General features: G+C 54.4%; 10 protein-coding genes, 1 tRNA gene and 1 pseudogene. 7 read left to right on the forward strand and 5 right to left on the reverse strand.

Features of this window, described 5'->3' with window-relative positions; translation table 11 throughout:
- Positions 1 to 171: 171 nt before the first annotated feature.
- Positions 172 to 2,262, reverse strand: a complete 2,091-nt coding sequence (locus tag HDF08_RS04030; protein WP_179637308.1) for a catalase — start codon at positions 2,260 to 2,262, stop codon at positions 172 to 174.
- Positions 2,263 to 2,546: 284 nt separating this feature from the next.
- On the opposite strand from HDF08_RS04030, the gene HDF08_RS04035 reads away from it, so the two are divergent.
- The 4 genes from HDF08_RS04035 to HDF08_RS04050 are packed head-to-tail and all read left to right on the forward strand — an operon-like array spanning position 2,547 to position 5,453.
- Positions 2,547 to 3,239: a PIG-L deacetylase family protein gene (locus HDF08_RS04035; RefSeq protein ID WP_179637309.1), complete on the forward strand. Its 693-nt coding sequence runs from the start codon at positions 2,547 to 2,549 to the stop codon at positions 3,237 to 3,239.
- Positions 3,236 to 3,820: an SAM-dependent methyltransferase gene (locus HDF08_RS04040; protein ID WP_179637310.1), complete on the forward strand. Its 585-nt coding sequence runs from the start codon at positions 3,236 to 3,238 to the stop codon at positions 3,818 to 3,820. The genes HDF08_RS04035 and HDF08_RS04040 overlap by 4 nt, the downstream gene beginning before the upstream one ends.
- The gene (locus HDF08_RS04045) at positions 3,817 to 4,527 is read left to right on the forward strand and encodes a glycosyltransferase family 2 protein (protein WP_179637311.1); all 711 of its coding nucleotides are present in this window, start codon (positions 3,817 to 3,819) and stop codon (positions 4,525 to 4,527) included. Before HDF08_RS04040 ends, HDF08_RS04045 begins: the two co-directional genes overlap by 4 nt.
- On the forward strand, positions 4,524 to 5,453 hold the full coding sequence (locus tag HDF08_RS04050) for an acyl-CoA dehydrogenase family protein (RefSeq protein WP_179637312.1): 930 nt from the start codon (positions 4,524 to 4,526) through the stop codon (positions 5,451 to 5,453). The genes HDF08_RS04045 and HDF08_RS04050 overlap by 4 nt, the downstream gene beginning before the upstream one ends.
- A gap of 258 nt (positions 5,454 to 5,711) precedes the next feature.
- Here HDF08_RS04050 and HDF08_RS04055 read toward each other — a convergent pair whose 3' ends face one another.
- The gene (locus tag HDF08_RS04055; RefSeq protein WP_179637313.1) at positions 5,712 to 5,882 is read right to left on the reverse strand and encodes a hypothetical protein; all 171 of its coding nucleotides are present in this window, start codon (positions 5,880 to 5,882) and stop codon (positions 5,712 to 5,714) included.
- Between the two features lie 154 nt (positions 5,883 to 6,036).
- Between HDF08_RS04055 and HDF08_RS04060 the strand changes: the two genes are divergently transcribed.
- Complete coding sequence (locus HDF08_RS04060) at positions 6,037 to 7,206, forward strand: alpha/beta hydrolase (protein ID WP_257030864.1); 1,170 nt, start codon at positions 6,037 to 6,039, stop codon at positions 7,204 to 7,206.
- Between the two features lie 1,099 nt (positions 7,207 to 8,305).
- On the opposite strand, the gene HDF08_RS04065 is transcribed toward HDF08_RS04060, so the two are convergent.
- The gene (locus HDF08_RS04065; protein ID WP_179637314.1) at positions 8,306 to 10,603 is read right to left on the reverse strand and encodes an RICIN domain-containing protein; all 2,298 of its coding nucleotides are present in this window, start codon (positions 10,601 to 10,603) and stop codon (positions 8,306 to 8,308) included.
- A gap of 374 nt (positions 10,604 to 10,977) precedes the next feature.
- Here HDF08_RS04065 and HDF08_RS04070 point away from each other — a divergent pair, with 374 nt between their 5' ends.
- Entirely contained in the window at positions 10,978 to 12,108 is a 1,131-nt protein-coding gene (locus HDF08_RS04070) for a hypothetical protein (RefSeq protein ID WP_179637315.1), read from the forward strand.
- Between the two features lie 160 nt (positions 12,109 to 12,268).
- A pseudogene (locus HDF08_RS04075) lies at positions 12,269 to 12,961 on the forward strand (IS6 family transposase).
- A gap of 236 nt (positions 12,962 to 13,197) precedes the next feature.
- Here HDF08_RS04075 and HDF08_RS04080 read toward each other — a convergent pair.
- Both HDF08_RS04080 and HDF08_RS04085 read right to left on the reverse strand, forming a co-directional pair.
- Positions 13,198 to 13,274, reverse strand: a tRNA-Pro gene (locus tag HDF08_RS04080).
- A 352-nt stretch (positions 13,275 to 13,626) separates the two neighbouring features.
- Positions 13,627 to 15,267, reverse strand: coding sequence for an OmpA family protein (locus tag HDF08_RS04085; RefSeq protein ID WP_179637316.1), 1,641 nt, complete (start codon positions 15,265 to 15,267; stop codon positions 13,627 to 13,629).
- Positions 15,268 to 15,320: the final 53 nt, after the last annotated feature.

Genomic DNA, 15,320 nt, shown 5'->3' on the forward strand with positions numbered 1-15,320 from the left:
GCGATATTAGAACACGTAAGACGGTTCTAGTTCGGAGTAGAGACCAGACATACAGCGGAGTCTTGAGTCGTTTATCAGAGACAAACAGCTGCCGTGCGGCTGTTGACGTGCCACAGCTGTCAGTCAGCCGATGCTCGAACGCTTCCTGCTGCTTCTGTCCCTCTCACACAATTAGAAGACCGATCGAACGCTGGGTTCCCGGCTCCAAATTCTTCCTTTGCTTGCTTTATTCAAATAAGTTTTGTGGTCATCTCCGATGACGACACCGGCATCCCTAACAACGCCTGCAGCGTCAAGGAGCGGCTTCGCAGCAGCTGAGGCACCCAAGACCTTTAGATGAACGAACGCATCGTGAACCCAAGCAATAGCAGCGCCCTCGGTAGAAAGCTTCGTTGCGCCTTCCTTCGAAAGCAAAACGTACACGGCATCGAAGAGTACTGAAGAGCCACCGGCAAGCTGAAAGTCGGCCTCAATAATAGTTCCGTCCAAGGCGGCGGCGCCTCCTATCTTCGGGGCGACGATCTTCAGGTTGGCCCCGGCCACAGTCACAGCTTTTCGTAGAGCGAGCACCGCCCTTGCATCGGAACCGTCCCCCACGAGACAGCCGACTACTTTAGTTTTGAGTCCCGGTTTCGACTTTTTATGAATGCTGAGTGCATCAGAGGCGGGAAGGTCCGTTCTAGCCGCGACTTTAGCCGGAATTGCTTTCGTTACGCCAAGCATACCGAGCCCATTCGCCACCCTCTGCGAAATCTCTGAACTAACATTTGCAAGTTGCCCGAGCATTCTTGTTCTGACTGCTTTGGTTTCCACCTTGCTTAATTCGAAGATGAACGCCGATATAATGTGGTTCTGCTCCGGTTCCGTTTGGGAGTTAAAAAACATCAGCGCCTGGGAGAAGTGATCGCTAAAAGATTCGGCTCGGACACGCAGTTTATCTCCGCTTTTGGAGGCATGGAATGATGTGAATCCGTTCTTCGGGTCTTGACGAGGGGAGTCTGCTTCAAGAGAGCTCGGCGAATACGAAACACGGCCCTTCTGCGGGATCATGGTCATGTGGCCGTCTCGCTGCATGTTGGCCATCGGGCAGCGGGGAGCATTGACGGGAATCTGCTCATAGTTTGGCCCACCGAGGCGGCTTAGCTGAGTATCGATGTAGGAAAGGTTGCGACCTTGGAGCAGTGGATCGTTCGTGAAGTCGATTCCGGGAACCACGTCGGTGGTTGCGAAGGCGACCTGCTCCGTCTCTGCGAAGTAGTTGTCGACATTTTGATCCAGTACTAATCGGCCAATGATCTTTAGAGGGAGCGTCTCTTCCGGAATGAGTTTGGTCGCGTCAAGTACATCAAACTCGAATTTGTTCGCGAACTCCTCGTCGAAAAGCTGAACACCGAGCTCCCACTCTGGAAAGTTTCCTTCGTTGATCGCGTTCCACAGATCTCGACGATGGAAGTCAGGGTCGGCGCCCGAAATCTTTAGGGCTTCGTCCCAAATGATCGATGCCATGCCAAGCTTTGGACGCCAGTGAAATTTCACGTACGTCGAGTCACCAGCTTCATTGACAAGTCGGAAGGTATGCACGCCGAACCCTTCCATCATTCTGAAAGATCGAGGGATTGCGCGGTCAGACATGATCCACATAAGCATGTGCGTCGATTCGGGAACGAGTGACACGAAGTCCCAAAACGTATCGTGTGCCGTCTGTGCCTGCGGAAATCCGCGATCTGGTTCCTGCTTGGCCGCATGGATGAGATCAGTGAACTTTATGGAGTCCTGAATGAAGAAGACAGGGATGTTGTTACCAACGATGTCCCAGTTACCCTCATCGGTATACATCTTGACGGCAAAGCCTCGAACATCGCGAGCCGTATCCGCTGAGCCCATATTGCCAGCAACAGTCGAAAACCGAGTAAATACCGGAGTTTTGACTCCAACCTTGGTCAGCACTCGCGCCTTGGTAATCCCGCCTAATGAGTGCGTCAGCTCAAAATAGCCTTTCGCACCGAATCCACGAGCATGAACGATGCGCTCGGGAATACGCTCATGGTCGAAGTGCTGAGTCTTCTCAACGAGCAAATGATCTTCAATCAGGACAGGACCACGCTCTCCGAGCTTTAGGGAGTTTTCATCATCTCCGACTACAAGACCCCGTTGATTTGTTAGTTGAGGATGCGTACCACCTGCAGTTTGATGGAGTTCTCCACCGGCGCCTATTTGATATTCAGCCCCTAAGTTTTTAGCCGGCTTCTTCGTCTTAGACATATTTTTTGACCCTTTACGTAATGATTTTTGAACTTACTGCTATACCGGGGTCTGTCCTCGACGGTCGTCGGTCTTGCAAGATGGGCGCTGGTATGGCTGCTGGATGTGGGATGCAAAATATGGCAGACATGGAATTTTTGACATTATGAATTTTCACAAAGTCTGCAGAACTTATCTGTCTACAAATTTCGAATCACAGGAACTTAGACCTATATGGGACGGCATCAGACATTAGGTATCGATGCTGTCTGTCTCTCATTTCTCCCTCAAGTGGTCCATAGACGATGCCGACGATTGTCCCCTTAACTTCAGAAACGAAATGGCTTCCTAAATTACAGCATCTCCCCAATTGGGAGCCACCCCTCATTCCGACGCTCGTGCTAGCCCCGCATCCCGATGATGAGACTCTCGGGGCGGGTGGTCTTATCGCCAGACTTTGCCGGCAAGGCGTAACGGTGATAGTAGTGGCTGTTACGGATGGAGAGAACGCTTATTCCGACACACAAAATATGGGAGACATTCGAGTGCAGGAACAGGTTGAAGCCCTTCATCGGCTTGGCGTACCGGAATCCATGGTTCGCCGTCTCTGCCTGCCAGATCGAGATGTGTCGGCCTGCGAGGATCGGCTCGTAGATTTACTTTTGCCGATGATCAAAGGTGAGATGCACCTAGTCGCCCCGTGGAAACGCGACTTTCATACCGACCATGAGGCAGTTGGAAGAGCGGCAGCTCGAGTCGCCCAAATCAAAAGTGTCCCTCTTACTTCCTACCTCTTTTGGACATGGCATCGGGGAGTACCCGACATGCTTGAAGGACTATCGGTCGAAAAGGTCTCACTCACAGATGCGGAGCTCCAAATAAAACGTCATGCCTTGGAGGCTCATGCCTCTCAATTCGAGCATGCTGATGGCCAGCCTATCCTTTCGCCCGAGTTGTTGATGCCCACTCAACGTGCATATGAGGTCTACATCCGGTGAGTGTCGATACCAAATTCGAGTCGTCTCCTGATTTCTTTGAAGCGAAGTATCGGGAGAATGCTGACCCCTGGGACTTTTCGCGCAGTGCTTACGAACTAAGACGTTACGATTCAATCATCAATGCAATTTCTCACAGGACCTATCGCCGGGCATTTGAACCGGGTTGTTCCATCGGCGTTCTCACAGAACGTCTAGCTGCATACTGTGACGCCGTTGATGCCATCGACTTTTCGCCGTCTGCAAGTATGCAGGCTCAAAGACGATGTGCTCATCTGCCGAATGTTGAAGTACGTTGCGCAGCGCTACCAGACGGAGTGCCAGTGAAGGATTTTGATCTCCTCGTTTTGAGCGAAATAGGCTATTACTTCTCCCCTCAAACTTGGCAGCAGATAACCTCCACATTTGTCGATTCGATTCCTCAAGGCGCTACCGTTCTGGCCGCGCATTGGCTAGGCCATTCCCAGGATCATTACATCTCGGGCGATGAGGTCCACGAGATTCTGCTTGCCCACCCAGGGCTTCTGGTCGAGCACTCAGAACGCAACCAAAATATGAGACTTGATCGGTTGGTGCGTTTGTGAAAGCTAATTGGCATATTGCGATCGTCATTCCGGCTCGGGACGAACAAGACCTCCTTCCCAGATGCCTTCGGTCCGTACAAAGGGCTCGTCTGATGCTGCCCTCGCACGTAACAAGCGACCTGATCGTCGTGACCGACCAGTCAACAGATAATTCCTTCGGCATCGCTCAGGAGATCGTCCAGGAAAGCGGAACAGTCATCGGGATTGAAGCGGGCTGTGTGGGTACCGCGCGGGCACTAGGTGTGCAGCTGGCGTTAGAGCGCTATGAGGGACCAAGGAAAGTCTGCTGGCTGGCGAATACCGATGCCGACTGTGAAGTACCTGTCACCTGGCTCCAGGATCAAATGGAGTATGCGAAGACAGGAGTCGCTGCGGTTGCGGGCATTATCGATGTGGACTCCTTCATCGACCACGACTCCTCCGTCCCGGAGCGATTCCGTCTTTCTTATTTGATCCACCCGGACGGAACTCATCCCCACGTGCATGGAGCCAACTTTGGAGTGAGAGCGGATGTGTATCTTAAAGCCGGGGGCTGGCAAGATCTTTCAAGCGCAGAAGATCATGATCTGTGGCGGCGTCTGAATGTAGGAATACATCAACGCATTTCAGACGCTAGCTTACGTGTCATAACCAGTGGAAGACGGATGGGGCGTGCGCCGCTCGGCTTCGCAGATGCTCTTGCCGCACACAATGGAGTTATAGGATGACAGCGGACGAACTGAAGTCCCGACTCTCCGACGTGGTTAAGCAGAAGCTGCCACTCCCGGGACGGGGTCATACAGCCGAGCGCCATCATCTGCTGGCCGAGATAGCGCGAGAGGATCTCAGCTTGGCGAAGCTCGCAGAAGCTCATTGGGATGCGGTGGCTATCCTCGCGGAGGCCGGACGCAGTGCTGAACCTAATATGCTCTACGCGGTTTGGGCTTCCGAGATTCCAAATCACATAATTCGCCTAGAGCGAACCGCAGATGGTTTTCACATCAGCGGCGGAAAGCCGTTCTGCAGTGGGCTCGGAATAGTTGATCGAGCCCTGCTCACCATTGGACTTCCCGACGAGCGCCTCGTCGAGGTAGATTTAAGGAAAAATCCAAACCAGATCAGCTTGGATCTCGACGTTTGGAAGACGGACGCTTTTCGCAATACACAGACGGGGGCGATCAAATTCATGGAACTGCGGCTGTCACAGGACTCCTTGATTGGAGATCCAGGTTGGTATCTTGAGAGACCGGGTTTCTGGCATGGTGCGTGCGGACCTGCGGCGTGCTGGGCAGGCGGCGTTGCGGGGCTATTAGATTTTGCACTCGCTAGTAAACGTGACGACCCTCATACCTTCGCTCATCTTGGCGCTATGAAGGCTAGTGTCTGGGGTATGTACGCGCTAATCAGGCAGGCAGGCGGGGAGATCGATGCAGCACCATTCGATTCGAAGGCTGCACAGAGTCGCGCGTTACAGGTTCGTCATCTGATTGAACAGATGGGCACTAACACGCTCCAACGGTTCTCTCGAGCGTATGGTCCACATCCATTGTCCATGAACGAAGAGACGTCACGTCGTTATCAGGAAGCAGATCTCTATATGCGCCAATCGCATGGGGAGCGTGACTTAGAGTCCTTAGGCCGTCTAATTAGATAATCGAAAACACAGAGTTGTGATCGCGGCTTCTCGCCAACTTTGCTGTCCTAGTCGTTCACATCCCGATCATTCTCGAGCTTTTTTACTCGGGCGTGTTTCACATTCTGCTTCTATCTTTTCGTATTTGGATTGAAGCACGCTCGTACATGTTCTGAGCCATGCGTTCCCACGTCCGGACCGCGCGCCTCCTTGTCACCCTACTCGCCTCATTCTCATTCCTGCCCGCGATAGCCCAGGAACCCAACATCAGGTACACCCTCAAATCCCCGATGTATTCCGGATGGAGAGGGCAGCGGCGGCGGTAGTTGCTAACTCCAAAAAATGTATCGTGAGGACGAGGAACTTCAATCGCAACCAACGGAATGCTGCAGTGACGATTACAACCGCAACAATCGGAGCGACATCATCTTCAAACTGGAACTCAATCACCAAATCGTCTCGTTCGACTCCAAGCTATTTCCGTGGCGAAGCAGAATAGGGGCAGGTTATGGCCAGAGCAAGCGGCGTACAACGTCTGCGATGAGCTTGGGATGCTGCCTACCCTGACAAATGTTTTATACGCCTTCCGTATAAACTGATTAAAATGCAGAGACAACGGCCGCGACTTGCTGCGATCGACCCAGATAATGCCTTGGCGCTGATGACGGTGACGGGCGGCCGCACAGTCTACGAGCAGCGCGGGATACAAGGCCGAATGACTACACTCAGGAAGATAACTATTTATGGTGCGGCAACTTTAGCGACAGTCCCTGTCTTCGCTCAAGCAAACACCGCGCCCCTTGCGCCGCGGCAGATTCCGGCGATCACGCTGCCGGTTCCGACTGACGTTAGTCCGGGAATGCAGACGATTATAGGGGCCCCGCTCAATCCGGCGTGGAACATTCTGTGGAAGACGGGTGAAGAGTGGCGAGCGGCAGCGGATAAGCAAGCAGCACAGACCGTGGCTAATCTTCCCGCAATGCGGGAGCGGATGCATGTGAAGGTCGAAGCTGCCAGGATTGCGGGAGTGAAGGTATACATCGAGACGCCGGATGTGATCCCGCCGGAGCATAAGGACAAGGTGCTGATCCAGGTGCATGGCGGATGCTATGTTCTGTTTCCCGGTGAGTCCGGGACGTCAGAGGCGATCATGATGGCGGGGTTCGGGCACTATAAGGTGATCGCGGTCGACTACAGGATGCCGCCCGAGGCTTACTTCCCAGCCGCACTCGATGATGCAATGAAGGTGTATGCGGAAGTCTTGAAGACCATGAAGCCGGAAAACCTTGGCGTGCTGGGGACATCGGCGGGTGGGGCGCTGGTGTTGGAGATGATGCTGCGGGCGAAGCAGCTTGGGCTGCCGATGCCGGGAGCGATCGCACCAAGTACGCCGATGTCCGACGTGACCAAGGTGGGTGACAGCTTCTACACGAATGAGAGGGTGGATAACGTGCTGGTGTCGCGGGATGGGTTCTGCGACGCGGCGACGAAGGTTTATGCGCAAGGGCATGATCTGAAAGATCCGCTGCTGTCGCCGGTGTATGGCGATATGAACGGATTTCCACCGACGATTCTGACGACGGGCACCCGCGATCTTCTGCTAAGCAATACGGTGCGAGTGCATCGCAAGCTGCGCAAGGCAGGCGTTGAGGCGGAGCTCGAAATCTATGAGGGACAGTCTCATGCGCAGTTCAGCAGGGACGACCGATTACCCGAAACGAAGGAAGCCTTTGGAGAGATTGCGGCTTTCTTCGACAAGCATTTAGGGCGTTGAAACGTCGTCAGCACGCGGAACAGAGGCGAGAAGCAGATCCTCCGCAGAGCGTTCCATTCCTACCCGGAGTTGCAGCACTCAAGGTGACGCGTATCATTCTGTTAGGGGCTTTGCATCGTTGAAGCACGCACGGATTCAGGTGAGGTTTACCTAATGAAGATTAGTCTTCATGCCGGCCCAGCTGATCCGGCTCGAGGCCTCGGGTGTGCCGCCGCCCTTCCAGTGACCTTCAAGAGACTAACAGGAGGGTCAGAAGGCAACCTCGAAACTCATGCGTCTTATCTCTGCTGTCTATGACCCATAAACACTTGCCTTTCGCGAGCATTCCCAAAATGCCCACCAACTTTCTATGTGTTCCGATAAATGCGTGCGCGTTTTGGCCTTCATAAAATTGACCGAGAAATGGCAGCATCGACTCACCTATCGGACCCCCAACTAGCACGGAGCTTGCATCATGACAGCTCCCAGAATACAAATACAAACCCGGTCAAAAGCAACGAAACCAAGAGCAATAACAAAAAGCAAACCCTTTGAGGAAAAGCTAAGAACAAACCTTGACAACGTTAACTTGCTCATTCAAACACTTCTCGCAAGTTGGGGTATTCCAGTTACAAACCATCGCTTGTCACCTTCTCCCCGTTCCAGAAAATCTCGGAAGCGTCGTCCAATGGAGGCACCAGGATCGCCAGGTTGGTTTTGTTGCGAAGTGAGGGATCTGAGTGGTCAGCGCTGTGAAGCCTAGCACACGTTGGCCCACAAGGGTTGCTCTTTTTGCCTGACCCTGCATAAGCGAACAGTACCCTTGGAGCCGGTTCTACTTGTGGTGAATTGGGATCTTCTAGTCGTTGAGAAAAGTGCAGGTGCTTGCAGAACGTTGGCAACGAACTACGACGCCATCCGTCTACACTCTTCGCTCGAGCACCAGAGAAGTGGCGACTCTTGAGGCAGCATATCAAGAAGCGAATGGCAGACTACGCTGTCCATTTCAACACGCAGTCTCTACCGCCACGAGCTACTTACAAAGTTCGTTGCGTACACTAAAACTCTAACCCGTACAGAATTGGGCAGTCCAGAACACCGAACAAAAAGTGCTTGGTAATTAGTGTCGGGTGAAGATCCATTTCTGCCACGAAGTACCTTGGTATGGATATTGATCAATTGCTTCACCGACGGTTGTTCCTCCACCATCCACGTCGAGCGCTTGGCCGCTAGTGACGTTGGTGAGTTCGAAGGCGCCAGCACCCACCGATATGACGTTCCACTCCTGGTTAGATTTGCCATTTGCGGGCATTTGATCGACAAGTGCGCTGTTCGCTTTGGATGCTCCAGTGACTTCGAGCAGTTGGCCGCTCGCCACATTGGTTATCGTAATTACATTGTTGCCTAGGTTGGTGACGTTCCATTGCTGGTTGGTACCATTGTTTACGGTATATTGCTGCATGTCCTGGCCGCTCTTCATCGAGAATCCAGGATCGTCAATAGCCTGGCCGCTGTGAACGCTTGTGATCACAAACGTGCCATTCGGAATCAAACTGCCGCTGCCGCCCGTTACGGTGACGGCAAATGTCTGCGTGCTTTTGCTTCCGCAAGGATTTGTGTAAGCAGCAATGTAAGTGTTAGTGCCTGAGCTCAAGGGAATGCTATTGATCTGACGCGATGTGGAATTGAACCCATTGGGACCGGTCCAACTCCACGATCCGCCAGTCAGGGGCTGCGGACCAAGATTAACCGTCGATCCAGAGGCGACGGTTGCGCTGGCAACCTGTTGCCAAGCCGCTCCATTCACCTGCAGATAGGGAGTAATCACAGTCGCCGTGCAGCCGCCGCCCGGCAACAAACCATAAACTGCTACCTGTTCGGAATCGGTTCCGACATACACTTTGCCATCGGCGATGGTTGGCGCGACAAACTTGGCGTAACTTCCATAGCTGTCTCGCGATGAATTTTGTGCAGTGCTCCATAACAACGTTCCCAGGTTGGTAGCATCGTAGGCGTACATATTGCCGCCGACAGTGGAATGGTCGGGATCAGCAGTGGGAGCTGTCGCCCAGACAATCGCAGTACCAGCCGTAGTGCCGTTAGAGGATACGGAAACTGAGCCGCTGGTCGTGCCTCCAGGTGTCGAGTACGCGCTTTGCGAAGAGGGAGAGGTATTGAAGTGGCCGCCGGAAAACTGATAGGCCTTGAGCGGCTCGTTTACGCCCCAGATATACATGGTGTTGTTAAAGAACGCGGGCGACCCCCATAACCCATTGTCGGCCTGAAACTCTTGGACTACTTGATCGGACGACGTGTTCAACTTGCCCATGTTGTTGGTGTCGACCACATACAACATGCCAGACTTGCTTCCACCCGCGATGTAGCTGGTGCCGGGAATGGCAAATGCGCCGGTAGACCCCAAATCAGCGTCATTTGCGTTCAATCGGTCGTAGTCGTTTGGCTTGAAGTAATCGGCGACGCTCAAAGTGGTACCACTCGGGACGAGCTTCAGAAAACTCTCTCCATAATCGCCGGCGGCATTCTCGGAAGTTTGCGTGCTGTTGGCGCTTATCAAGTAGAGGTTGTTCGATGAGTCCGCCAGAAGACCCTGGCCTCCCATCCAGATCGCCCCCTCACCACTGTTGGGCGTCACGTTATAGACCTGAACCTGTTGCAGATTGCTCGCCTTATATCCCAACAACCATCCGTGATAAGGAGAATAGTCTTCGTGAGAGGCGAATGCCAAGTAGACAATTCCATTCACCAGTGTGACAGCGGCGCGCTGGTTCTCCTGGGAGGCAACGAATGGAACCTGTCCTCCGCTGCTCTGTTGCCCGGATCCACTGACAGACGCTGCGATCTCGATAGGTCCGCCAAACTTTTCCGCACCGGTATCGATATCGAGGGCATGTAAGCGGAAGATTTGCACTTTGCTCTCATAGGTCTTCGCGACGACGTAAAGAGTGCCAGTAGAACTGTCAATCACTGGCGTGCTGATGATGCCAACCTCGACCAGGATGTTTTGCGTATTGATGACAGAACTTGGAACCGGCGTTCCGAGGGAGACGTGCCAATACTCCGCCCCCGAATCCGCATCGAACGCATACACACTGTCGTGTGCCGTCGCAACATAAAGAACATTGTGCGTGCCACCGGATATCGAAACGCCGCGATCATAGAGAGGCTGTGCATATGTGAAGCCGTCAATCGACAGGGAAAACAGCCTCCCGAACGAACTCTCATTAACGTTGCTTGTTGTAAGAATTGTCTCGTTCGGATTGGCCCCCGATCGGCTCAGATCGTTGTGCTGCGTAAGCACGCTCTGCGCGATGCTGGTGCCTGGTTGCAACGACAACATCAGCGAGACAACACCTAGTAACGCGGTAGTATGACGGGCAAGCGCAGTAATTCGAAGCATTGGGGACTACTCCTTTTTCATCGCCTCCAAAGCATACTCCCGTTGATGTCGACCGCAAGATAACACGGGCGAAATTCTTCCCTGCGTTTGACGAGATCAATTTCATCTTCTTCCGGCTACTTTGACTGCCACTCCCCTTCGAATGAGACTCTCAGCATCTCTCCATGGCCATGCTCTCCATAGCCCATGATGGCGATTACAGTCTATTGCTCGATAGTGATTATGACGCAATTCAAACGAGCGACTGCTCTAAGAATGTTGTGCATACGTGATCGTTTTAGAATCAAAGCAGCGCTTTTGCACTCCTATGACGTGCTGCCTCATCAAGAGATGATGTCTTTCATCACGCAAAGACAATACGGTACCATCCCCCCATGCCGGTCATCTCTTCCACCCAATCTTCCAGTATTCACTCCTCTCTATTCGCGACAGGGCCTATTCGGCTTTCTTTCATTCTTGTAACCTTCTCGTTGTTCGCATTTACGCGAGCCGAACATACACAGGCACACGCCGATCAACCACCCAATACAGCGAACCCCGCTGTTGTAGAAACCTACAAACTCGAGGATCTCGGAGAATTGTCCCCGATTTCGCAAGATGTGACAGTATCCCTGAATCAGGATGGGACCGTAGCGTATTGGACCAGAACCAATGGCTCCGTGTATGCGATGCTCTGGCGAAGCGGCAAAGCTACAAGGATTGAACAGATGCCAGGCTACCCAAACATGATCCCCCATGCGATCAATCGACAAGGCGACATCGCTGGCTGGATGAACACCAGCGGCAATCTTGTGGACAGCCTGTCGACCACTCGCGGCTTTGTTCGCCATCGGAAGCGCATTCGGATCGTTACTGGATTGGGCGGACGTGATAGTCGCATCTTCGGTCTGAACGACAAAGGCTCGGCTGTCGGTGCCGCGACTCTTGCCGATGGCACACGGCATGCATTTGTGATCTCGGGCTCCAAGATCGCCGACCTGGGCACCCTTCCTTTCGGCAAATCGAGCACGGCCTATGCCATCAACAATAGTGGTCTGATCGCTGGCTCTTCCGACGTCGATGCCAAGGCCAATCACGCAGTTTCATGGTCAAACCTAAAGATTGTCGATCTCGGGACTCTCCCTAAAGGGATCGTTAGTAGCGCCCGTTCAGTGAACGACCGCGGGCAGATCGTCGGCTTCAGCGACACTCCCGATGGTGTTCATGCTTTTTTGTATTCTGACGGCGTAATGCAGGATCTCGGGACCTTGGGAAGCGATCCAAGCGAAGCCTCGGGAATAAATAACCATAGCGAAGTGGTAGGCGCCTCGAACATCACCGGTACCAGACGGCATGCCTTTCTATGGCGGGACGGACAGATCAAAGATCTAAATGTCTTCCTGCCAGGAGGTTCGAGCTGGATTCTGCTGGATGCGTTCAGCATCAACGATCGAGGACAGATCGCTTGTTCTGCTCGTCGCAAAGGCGAGCCGTCTCATCTACTCTTGCTCACGCCGCAACACTAGAGTGCAGAACTGACTGGAGCAGTCCCATTGAAGCAAGTGGCTCTCACATCAGCTAGCCCAAGTGCGACCTTTGGGACGTCTAATTTGGTGTATAGGGCTCTGTTGCATTAACTAAGGCCGTGTATGGTGAGAGGTGAGTGGAGGAGTCCAGCAGAGGTCTATCTTCAAGCGCCGCCGATTTCCGGTTGAGATCATCCTGGTATGCGTGCGGTGGTATTGCAAGTACGGCATCACGTATCGCGATCTCGCGGAGATGATGCAAGAGCGCGGAGTTGAGGTCGATGCCTCGACGATCTTCCGGGTGGGTTCAGCGCTACGCACCTGAGCTCGAAAAGCGCATCCGCTGGTATCAAGGCTACCGCTCGAGCTCTTGGCGAGTGGACGAAACTTATGTCAAGGTCGGTGGACAGTGGAAGTACTTGTTCCGCGCCGTCGACAAGCATGGCCGTTGATCGACTTCATGCTGCTGGACCGCCGTAACACGTGCGCGGCACACCGCTTCTTGGGCAAGGCACTGAAGAAGATGCGTAACTGGCCACCGCACTCGATCACAACCGATAAGCTGGGCTCCTATCCCAAGGCGATTCGCCGGCTGCAGCGCGAAGGCAAGTTGCCACAGGACACGAAGCACCGCACGTCGAAATATCTAAACAACATCATTGAGGCAGACCACGGTGGCCTTAAGCGGGTGATCCGTCCCACATGCGGTTTTAAAACGATGAGAACAGCGTCTGCCACCATCAAGGGATTCGAAGTCACGCGGATGATCCGCCGCCGCCATTGCCTCCTCTGCAAGCCCAAGGTCGCCGGCGAAGTTCAATTCATCAACAAGCTGTTCAATGTTGCCGCCTGATGTGCAACATCGGTAAAAGCGAGTTGCGTGTGTCCCAGTTAATGCAACAGAGCCGACCCTGCTGGGGCATACCTCGTCCGGGGTGACGCGGGAGCCTTACATTCACGCGGTCCCCTCGGAGTCGCGAAATGCGGTGGGCCGGATCGAGGAATTGGCGATTGGACCCAAATGGACCCAAATCGGGCCAGAGGCCAAAAAGCCGAAGGCTTTAGCTAGTTGATAACGTGGGATTTAAATGGTCGGGGCGAGAGGATTCGAACCTCCGACCCCCTGGTCCCGAACCAGGTGCGCTACCAGACTGCGCTACGCCCCGAATGTGCTGCGATGAGTGTCGATGAGGAGTGCGTTCCGTACGGCTCAAGCACACGGGCGGGCTTGGTGGATCGCTACCAACTCAGGTAGTTTAGCAGATCTCGCGGCGGTTGGCGAAGGAGCGGAAGCCCCGGGGAGATTCGGTTGTGGGGTTCGCCGCGACCTTTGAAGTATCAAAAATACGAAACGAGGGCGGCAACTGCTCGACTACGCGATGATGTGTTGATCTGCTTCGATCGCGATGATGATGCTCTACTGTCCTCGCTCGAGATAGTTGTGCGTTGAGGGACGGTGCAAAAGGGGAGTTCTCTCGAACTCCCCTTGAATCGCATGGTCGATCGAATCTGCTGGGGTTAGTGTTTCGGTGTGTCCTTTGGCTTAGCGTAAGGCTGGCCCTGCCGTTTCACGGAATCTGCGTCGAAGGTGGCAGTGTCTCCGGGGGTGAATGAGGCTCCGTCGGGAACGAGGGTGCTGTCGAGGATGCGGCCGGGCTGTCCGCTGGTGCGCATCGAGATGCGTGCCGGGTCGATTCCTTTCTCGTCGGTGAGGTACTGCTCTACGTTGAGGTCGCGCTGGGCTGCGGCATCAGGTGTCTCGTTGTCGGAGTGTCTGCCAACGATTACGAGTTTGGAAGTAGTGTCGCGGTTGAGAGTGAGAGCGATGTCATCGAGGCAGGCTTTGCCTTCGTTGTCGACGCGCACAGGACGCTTTACGTCGCGCTCAAACGAGATGCTGCAGAGGGGACGTACCTTCGGGACCGGAGGTGGCGGAGGAGTGACGATGGTGACGGTGGTGTCGGCGGAGGCATGTTTGCCGAGATCGTCGACGACATTGCAGGTGACGGTGACGACGCCTGAAGGAGCACCGCTTGTAACGAGTGTGGCAGTGGGGGTGGTTCCGGATATTTGGCCAGCGGTGGAAGAGTAGGAGTAACTCAGCGTGAGGCCTTCGAGACTGCTGGCAACGGCTGTGATGGTGGAAGGATCACCCGGCATGACCGTGCTGGGGTTGGCAGAGCAAGCGATGGTCGGTGGTGCGGGATTATGGATGCGGAAGCCGGCTGTGCAGTTAGCGCTTTCGCCTGGGCGCTTGCCTTCGCTGACATGGCCGGACACGGTGTAGTCGCCGGGAGCCAGGCCCGCGGTGTTGATGTTAGCGGTGGCTTCATTATTGGTGAGTTCGCCGCCGCTGGCGGTCCAGGTGTAGGAGAGCTTTTTCTTTGGTTCGAGATTGGTCGCGGTGGCGGTGGCGGTAACGGGGTCGCCTGGGAAGACGTTAGTGGGTTGAACTGTGCAGCCGAGCTGGACGGGTGGGGGAGGCGTCAGCTGGCCTAAGCGGAGAACTACGCCGGCTGAGAGTCGGTAGGCGGTGATGTCGCCGATGCCTCCGGTGACCTGGGCGGGATCGACTGGACCGTAGTCAACGTGGGAGTAGTTGAAGTCGGCCTGGACTACGCGAAGGGCGACGTGATTATTGAAGATCGGCAGGACGAGATCAAGGCCCCCGCCGGCGGTGATTCCCCAACCCCAGGTGCAGGGTTGGAAAGCTGGACCACCTGCTCTGGCACCGCCGCCGAGAGCGTGGACGAACGGAATCAGTCGGCCTTTCTGGTAACGGAGTACAGGGCCGGCCTGGGCGGTGTAATAACAATCGTTTGGACCGTCGGGGAAGAAGCTGCCTTCGGCTTGAACACCGAGGTAGCGATTAAAGTAGGCGGTGGCGTTGGCGACTGCCCCAACATTGATGGGCTGATAGACGAAGGGGGTGATTCCGCTGTTGAAGGGATGGAAGTAGGCGTAGCCGCCATAGAGGTCGAAGCGGGAAAAATCGGGAGGCGGAGTAGAACCGGTTTTGACAGCCTGCGCCACTGCGGACAATGGCGAAGCTGCGATGCAAAGGGCGACGAGGAGCCTGGTCCCGGAATGGAGAAGGGCGCCGGCGAGTCGCGCGGCACGGGAGCTCAATCTGACGGGGCTCACGGGACGAAGATGCATAAGAATGAAACCTCCAACTGCGGTGCTTCCTGATTTTCTTCCCTGTATGTCCT

Source organism: Tunturiibacter empetritectus, assembly GCF_013410875.1.
GTDB lineage: Bacteria > Acidobacteriota > Terriglobia > Terriglobales > Acidobacteriaceae > Edaphobacter > Edaphobacter empetritectus.